This is a genomic window from Wenzhouxiangella sp. 15190 (genome assembly GCF_003417465.1).
Lineage (GTDB): Bacteria > Pseudomonadota > Gammaproteobacteria > Xanthomonadales > Wenzhouxiangellaceae > Wenzhouxiangella.
The window spans coordinates 1-6,838 of record NZ_QVMV01000038.1; the positions used below are offsets into that span (position 1 = coordinate 1).

At 64.1% G+C, this 6,838-nt stretch carries 5 protein-coding genes; 2 read left to right on the top strand and 3 right to left on the bottom strand.

Going from position 1 to position 6,838, the window contains the following annotated elements:
• Positions 1–169: 169 nt before the first annotated feature.
• On the bottom strand, positions 170–2,923 hold the full coding sequence (locus tag DZK26_RS10155; RefSeq protein WP_220336948.1) for an alpha/beta fold hydrolase: 2,754 nt from the start codon (positions 2,921–2,923) through the stop codon (positions 170–172).
• Between the two features lie 183 nt (positions 2,924–3,106).
• Between DZK26_RS10155 and DZK26_RS10160 the strand changes: the two genes are divergently transcribed.
• The gene (locus DZK26_RS10160) at positions 3,107–3,670 is read left to right on the top strand and encodes a DJ-1 family glyoxalase III (RefSeq protein ID WP_116896695.1); all 564 of its coding nucleotides are present in this window, start codon (positions 3,107–3,109) and stop codon (positions 3,668–3,670) included.
• Positions 3,671–3,680: 10 nt separating this feature from the next.
• On the opposite strand, the gene DZK26_RS10165 is transcribed toward DZK26_RS10160, so the two are convergent.
• Together DZK26_RS10165 and DZK26_RS10170 are read right to left on the bottom strand one after the other, a co-directional pair.
• A complete protein-coding gene (locus DZK26_RS10165; RefSeq protein WP_116896694.1) occupies positions 3,681–4,127 on the bottom strand; it encodes a hypothetical protein in 447 nt (148 codons plus the stop codon).
• Positions 4,128–4,236: 109 nt separating this feature from the next.
• Positions 4,237–5,508 (bottom strand): hypothetical protein, encoded by a 1,272-nt coding sequence (locus DZK26_RS10170; RefSeq protein ID WP_147306563.1) that lies wholly within the window; start codon positions 5,506–5,508, stop codon positions 4,237–4,239.
• 101 nt (positions 5,509–5,609) lie between these two features.
• On the opposite strand from DZK26_RS10170, the gene DZK26_RS10175 reads away from it, so the two are divergent.
• Positions 5,610–6,764 (top strand): DUF819 domain-containing protein, encoded by a 1,155-nt coding sequence (locus tag DZK26_RS10175; protein ID WP_116896692.1) that lies wholly within the window; start codon positions 5,610–5,612, stop codon positions 6,762–6,764.
• Positions 6,765–6,838 lie beyond the last annotated feature (74 nt).

The following is a 6,838-nucleotide window of genomic DNA, read 5'->3' on the forward strand; positions in this document are numbered from 1 at the left end:
CTCGCCGCAAGAGCCTGCGAAGCAGGCCGGGCGAAACAGCCTTTGAAGTGTCGAGGCCACCACCGTGTCCGGTGGTCGTGAACTTCCCAACGCCCCGACACGTCAAGCACGCTCAAAACAAAAAGGCCCGGCAGTGCCGGGCCTCTTTTATTGGATGGCGAAGCCGCTCTTATTCGCTGACGCGAGTCAGCTCCGTACTGTAGTCACCACCACCCATCTGGGCCGGTAGCTTGCCTTCGGCGCGCAGCATCATGCGCGGCGGTTCGGCCGAGACCCATAGCGTCAGATCGCCGCCCTCGCCGTCGAGCGCTTTGAGGTTCACCTTCCAGGCGTCGTACTCGCCGGTCGGAACCTCGATCGATTCCCGTCCGGCGACGCTGACGGTGAAGTAGCGTACCCGCTGCTGAACGCCGATCTCGGCGATGCGCACCGGGGCGCTGTAGCCTTCTTCCAGCGGCAGGCCCAGAATCACGGCCTCGAGTGCGGAATCGCCGCCGTAGACCGGCGCATCGAGCTCGATGTCGATGGGGATTTCCTGCTGCGCCTTGATGCTGCCGGTGACCTTGCGTGCGCCGTACTCGACGTCGATGATGGCCGGGCCCTGGGCCAGCTTGCGGCTGATCGGTCTGAGCGAGTCGGCTTCGAGTACGATCTGGTCGCTGGACGCGCCCATCGGCGAGCGGGTATCGGTGGTGATGACGATCTTTTTGCCGTCCTCGTCATCTTCCATTGTGATCGTGCGCTTCGCCTGCATTTCCAGCTTGTTGCCCTGCATGTTCAAGGTGGTGGTGGTGTAGCCGAAGCTGCCCTTGGCCACCTTGTCGGCATCGCTGTTGGGCAGCGGCAGGGTCTTGGCTGCGTCGAGCTCGTCGGCAACGTTTTCAACTTCCACCGTGTCGACATCGACGGTGATCTCTTCGAGACGCTCGGCGACGGCCTCTTCCATGTCTTCCTGGTGGCGGCCGCCCAGGTGTGTGGCCAGGAACGCCTCGGTACGGGCGAACATGGCCAGGCGGTTGTCGCGACCGCGGAAGCCGTGGCCTTCGTCCGGGGCGACGATGTACTCGACTGGCAGGCCGGCCTCACGCATGGCGACCACAATCTGGTCGGATTCGGCCTGCTTGACGCGCGGATCGTTGGCGCCCTGGATGACCAGTAGCGGCTCGGCGATCTTGTCGACGTGATTGAGCGGCGACTGCCGCTCGAGTTGCGCCTTGCCTTCCTCGGTACTGGGATCGCCCATGCGGTTGGTGAACATCTTGCGGATCGGCCCCCAGTAGGGCGGGATCGAGTTGAGCAGGGTGATCAGGTTCGACGGGCCGACGATGTCCACGCCGCAGGCATACAGGTCCGGCGTGAAGGTCATACCGGCCAGCGTGGCGTAGCCGCCGTAGGAGCCGCCCATGATGCACACCCGTTCCGGGTCGACCAGGCCCTGTTCGACCAGGAGCTTGACGCCGTCGGTGATGTCGTCCTGCATGGCATCGCCCCATTCGAGGTTGCCGGCGTTTAGGAAGGCCTTGCCGTAGCCGGTCGAGGCGCGGAAGTTGGGCTGAAGGACGGCGTAGCCGCGGTTGGCCAGGAACTGCGCCAGGGAGTTGTAGCCCCAGGTGTCGCGACCCCACGGGCCGCCGTGAATCAGCGCCACCAGGGCCAGTTTTTTGCCCTCGACGCCCTGGGGCGTGGTCAGGTAGGCGGGAATCTCCAGGCCGTCGCGGGCGGTGTAGCGAATCGGCTCCATTTCGGCCATGTGCTCGATCGGCAGTTCGGGACGCGAACGATACAGCTCGCTGACTTTCATCTCGTCCCAGTTGAACAGGTAGGTGGTGCCGGGGTCGACGTCGCGCGACAGGCCGACGAGCACCAGGGAGTCGTCCGAGGTCTGCGGGCGAAAGCTGATCTCGCCGTCGGGCAGCTGCTCGCGCAGGAAGGCCAGTGCCTGCTCGAACTTTTCATCCTTGGGATAGATGCGCGTGCGATCACCCTCGTAAACGGTGGCCAGCATTTCGTCGGTTTCATTGGAGTAGATGGCGCCGCCAAAGTCGACATCACCTTCCGGGTCACGCTCGACGAATTCCAACTCGCCGGTTTCGATGTCCATCAGGTAGAGACCGACCAGGTCGGTGTCTTCGCCCTTGTTGGACTGGAACCAGACGCGCTCGTTGTCCGGGTGGAAGCGGTTGGGGCCACAGCTTTCCCGCCAGGAGCAGGTGTAGAGTGTCTCGCCCACCTCGCCTCCGCTCACGCGCAGAGTCTCGGTGCCGCCGTCTTCTGTCTGGCGCACCGCCAGGCGCACCTTGCCTTCCAGACCCACGACCCAGCCCGCGATGTTCTGGTCGTTCTCGATCAGCAATTCACGTTCGCCGGACTCGATGTCGATGCGATAGACGTCGTGCAGGGCCGGGTCACGGTCGTTGAGCCCGACGATGATCTCGCCCGGTGTCGACTTGGGCACCGAGTAGATCTGGGCGCGTACGTCGTCGATGTCGGTGAGGTTGCGCGCCGGCGGAACGGTACCGTCTTCGGCCGGCTCGTCATCCGCGTCGACGGCCCAGACGTGGAAGTTCTCGTCGCCGCCCTTGTCCTGGACATAGAGCACGTACTCACCGTCGCGGCTCCAGAAATAGCCGGGAACGGGGCGGTCGTCGTCGGTCAGGGGCCGGGCGTCGTCGAAGGACTCGTCGATGCCCTTGATCCAGATGTTGCGCACGCCCTCGAAGGGGCGCATGAAAGTGACGAATTCGCCGTCGGGCGAAACTTGCGCACCCGAAATCTCGGGATCACCGAAGAACAGCTGGCGATCGAGCAGGGGCGGCAGCTCGTCGAGATAACCGACCGGTTCGACTTTCTCGGCCGCCGTGGCGGCAAACGCGACGAGCGCGGCCAATGCGGCCAGGCCGTGGGCTGACAGTCTAGATTTCATGACGGGTTTTCCTGCATTGGATTGAAGTGGGGAACGATGAAGCCAGTTTCGCATGTTTAGCGTAAGGCAGCCGCGGATGCCAGCCAATAGCCCATTGGTCATGCTGAAATTTCAGCTTTTGCACAAAGCTTCCGGCCGGCTTCGTTAGACTGGATGCGTGAACCGAGCATTGGAGCGTTTGCCATGACCCGCGTACTCGTTCCCATCGCCGAAGGCAGTGAGGAGCTCGAAGCCGTCACGATGATCGACCTGTTTCGCCGGGCCGAATTCGACGTGACCGTCGCCGGCCTGGCAGCGGGCCCGGTTCGGGCCAGCCGCGATACCGTGCTGGTACCGGATGCCCACCTCGAGGAGCTCGCCGACCAAAGCTTCGATCTGATCGCCCTGCCCGGCGGGCTGCCGGGGGCCAAACGCCTGGGCGACAGTGAACTGCTGGCCGGATTGTTGCGCCGGCAGTATGACGAAGGCCGCTGGATCGCGGCGATCTGTGCCGCGCCACAGGTGCTCGCCCGTCACGGTTTGCTCACCGGCCGGAAGGCGACTTCCTTTCCGGGGGCGCTGGACGACTTCGATGGTATCGAGCGCATCGACGAGCCGGTGGTCGTCGATGGCCATATCCTCACCTCGCGCGGCCCGGGAACGGCCATGGATTTCGCGCTCGAATTGATCGAGCGCTGCGCCGGCCGCGAGGTTCGCGACCGGGTCGAGCAGGGGCTTCAGCGTCCGGCGGCGCATCGCCGTCGATGACGGCTGTCGTTCAATCGCCCTTTGGTTCGAACGACTGCATGTACGGATTGGACTCGCTCGGCTGGATGTGGATGAAGCCGTAGTCGGTGGCCTGGTGGCACGCGTTGCAGGCATTGATCAGTTCGCCCATGCGTGAGCGGATCTGTTCGGGATCATCGCTTTCGAGCGCGGATTCGAAAGCTTCGAAGCTCGGTACCAGCATCGCTTCGGTCAGTTGTCCGACCGGGATGTCGTGATACTCGTCGATCCGTTTGGCAGCCTCGATGTTTTCCTCCAGTTCGTGGGCATAGAAGTCAGCCAGTTTTGGGTTGTCGGCCTCCACCGAAAGACTGAGCTTGTGCAGGAAGAGTTGCATCTTGCCCATGGTGCCAATCATGTTGGGTTCGTCCTCGGCCGATACGCTGCCGGCGCAAAGCAGTACAGTCAGAGATAAATAAACGAGAAAACGATTTTTCATGACCAGGATCTTCCAGTGCTGGAACCAGAAGCAATAATGACAATCATTCCTGAAATAAGCAATGTCCGGCGTGGTCAATATCGTGATGGGGCCGCCGGATGGGCCGGCGTCAATCCGTGATGAGTTGCCAGCGCGGTTGCGCGTCGCTGGTCGTCGCCATCAGGTAGTCGACGCCCGGTGGCGCCTGATCCTCGCGGGTTCCGCTGAGTACCAGCAGGATGACCGGCGCCAGCGATAGTGCACGCTCCCACATCTCGCGGCTGCTGGGACTGAGTTCCAGGCCCAGGGCGTCGAGACCGAGATGCTTGAGCAAGTCGAACATCGGCTCGTCGACGGCATCCTCGGAGAAATTGAGAACCAGCAGGTCGCTGCTGATGGCGTGCGCACCCTCGCGAAACAGACAGACGGAATGGTGGCCGGCTCGTAGTAATAACCGGGGCAGCCGTGTGACGAGTTCACGAGCGGCCCTGCCGCGGGGACTGCGTACGCCGATCACCGTGCGGCCCGCTTGGATCGACGCCCTCAGCGTGGCGAGGTCGGAACCGGAGGGCAACTCCACCAGCGTGTCGGATTCAGGGGGTGCGGGCTCGAAGAGCAGTTCGTGGCCACCCGGTCCCGACAGGCTGGTCACTTTCACGGCTACCGGCGACTGGTCGGGCCGAACGCTCGCCTGCCACTGCCGCCGGCCATGTGGCGGCAGGATCTGGGAAGGCGGCGGTGAGAGCAGTCGGTCGAGAAATCCCAGCCAGTTGTGTACCAGTTGGTGGCGCTCGATGTGCCCGGCGCGCTCGATCCAGCCGGTAACGCGATCGTGGCGGACCATCAGACCCCAGCGCGGCGCGCTCGGGGAGGTGGCCAGAATCCAGAAGGCCTCCAGTGAAAGGATGCGTTCGGCCTCCTGCCGGACGGGCTCGAGTTTGTAAACCGCGCGAATGGCGCTGCGCACCATGCGGGATGAACACAGGGCGAGTTTGACGGCAAGGCCGGTGCGCCGCGCCAGGTCGTCGGCCAGCCCCGCCTTCAGGGGCGAGTCGACCACCAGCGTCAGCCAGCCGTCCTCGAGCAGCACCGGAATGGCGTTGTGGCGCTCGGCCCAGGTCGCCGGAACACGCGCCGCTACCGCCGGATCGATCTCCTCGGGCTTCGGGATCAGGTAAGGCAGATTGGCCTGGGCGGCCAGGCTGAAATCCAGTTCTTCCTGCTCGACGATGCCCAGGTCGACCAGGGCCTGCCCGAAATAGCCGCCCTGCAGCCGCTGATGTTCGAGCGCGCGCTCGATATCGGCATCGTTGATGCGGCCGAGTTCGAGCAGTACGGCGCCGATATTGCGGTTTTCCGGGGCGTCGGGCATGGACGTGACCTCCAGGGTGCTGGTGTTCAAAATAGCAGGATCGTGCGAGTCGACCAACCGGCGACCAGTGAAAGGAGGCCACCGGTTTGGTATTTGCTAGACTCGCCCGGTCGATTGAGGGAGAGCGAGACATGTTCGAGACACCGATGGCCGTGCTCACCGTGCTGGTCGGGGTGGCCGCCCTGTTCTTCTATCTGGAACAGAAGACCGAGTGGAAGGGGTTCAACTATTTTCCGCCGCTTTTGTTCATCTACGCCACGCCGGTCGTGCTCAACAATGTCGGCTTCATCCCCTCCGACTCGCCGGTCTACGGCGGCCTGGGGGATTACGCCCTGCCAGTGTTCATCGCCCTGATGTTGTTCAACGTCAACGTGCCTTCGGCGGTGCGCATCATGGGCAAGGGCGTGCTGGTGATGTTGCTCGGCACCGTCGGCATCGTCGTCGGCGGCGTGGTGTCCTATGCCATCGTCCACGCCGGGCTCGACCCGATGGCCTGGAAAGGCTACGGGGCGCTTGCCGGCAGCTGGATCGGTGGCACCGGAAACATGGCGGGCGTGGCCGGCGCACTGGAAACACCGCCGGAAATGCTCGGGCTGGCGGTGCTGGCCGACAACCTGGTCTACGTGATCTGGCTGCCCATCCTGCTCGGCTCCAAGGCCTTCGCCGATCGCTTCAACCGCTGGGCCAAGGTGCCGGAAGAACGCATCGAGCGCATGGAAACGGCCGCCGCGCAGGAGGCTCGCAAGGAAGTCGTCCCGCGCATGCAGGACTATCTCTACCTGCTGTTCTGGGCATTGCTGGTGGCCAGCGCCGCGAAGCTGATCGCCCCGCTCCTGCCGGAAATCGGCGAAGTGCTCACGACCTCGACCTGGACCGTGCTGCTGGTGACCACCTTCGCCCTGGCGCTGTCGGCCACCCCGGTTCGTGGCGTGCCCGGGTCACACGCCCTGGCGATGGCCATCATTTACGTCTTTGTCGCCGGCATGGGCGCGCGGGCCTCGCTGGCCGGTTTCGACCAGGCGCCGCTGTTCGTGCTCGGCGCTTACATCTGGATCTTCATCCACGGCGGCTTCTGCCTGTTCGGCGCCTGGCTGTTCCGCGTCGACGTGCACTCCGCCGCCATCGCCTCGGCCGCCAACGTCGGCGGCGCGGCTTCCGCGCCGGTCGTGGCCGCCTATCACCGCGAGGCCCTGGTGCCGGTCGCCATCCTCATGGCCCTGATCGGCTACGCGCTGGGCAACTACCTGGCCATCCTGACAGCCCAGCTCTGCCAGTGGGTCGGCTAGGAGCCTCTGAGAACTACTGCGCGTGCGCCTGACGGCGTCCGGCGGTGCTCGGAATCCTCATGTATTCGCACATA

Excerpts from the sequence above, each read along its gene's own strand:
- DZK26_RS10155 (WP_220336948.1), bottom strand. The coding sequence starts at position 2,923 with ATGAAATCTAGACTGTCAGCCCACGGCCTGGCCGCATTGGCCGCGCTC.
- DZK26_RS10165 (WP_116896694.1), bottom strand. The coding sequence starts at position 4,127 with ATGAAAAATCGTTTTCTCGTTTATTTATCTCTGACTGTACTGCTTTGC.
- DZK26_RS10160 (WP_116896695.1), top strand. The coding sequence starts at position 3,107 with ATGACCCGCGTACTCGTTCCCATCGCCGAAGGCAGTGAGGAGCTCGAA.
- DZK26_RS10175 (WP_116896692.1), top strand. The coding sequence starts at position 5,610 with ATGTTCGAGACACCGATGGCCGTGCTCACCGTGCTGGTCGGGGTGGCC.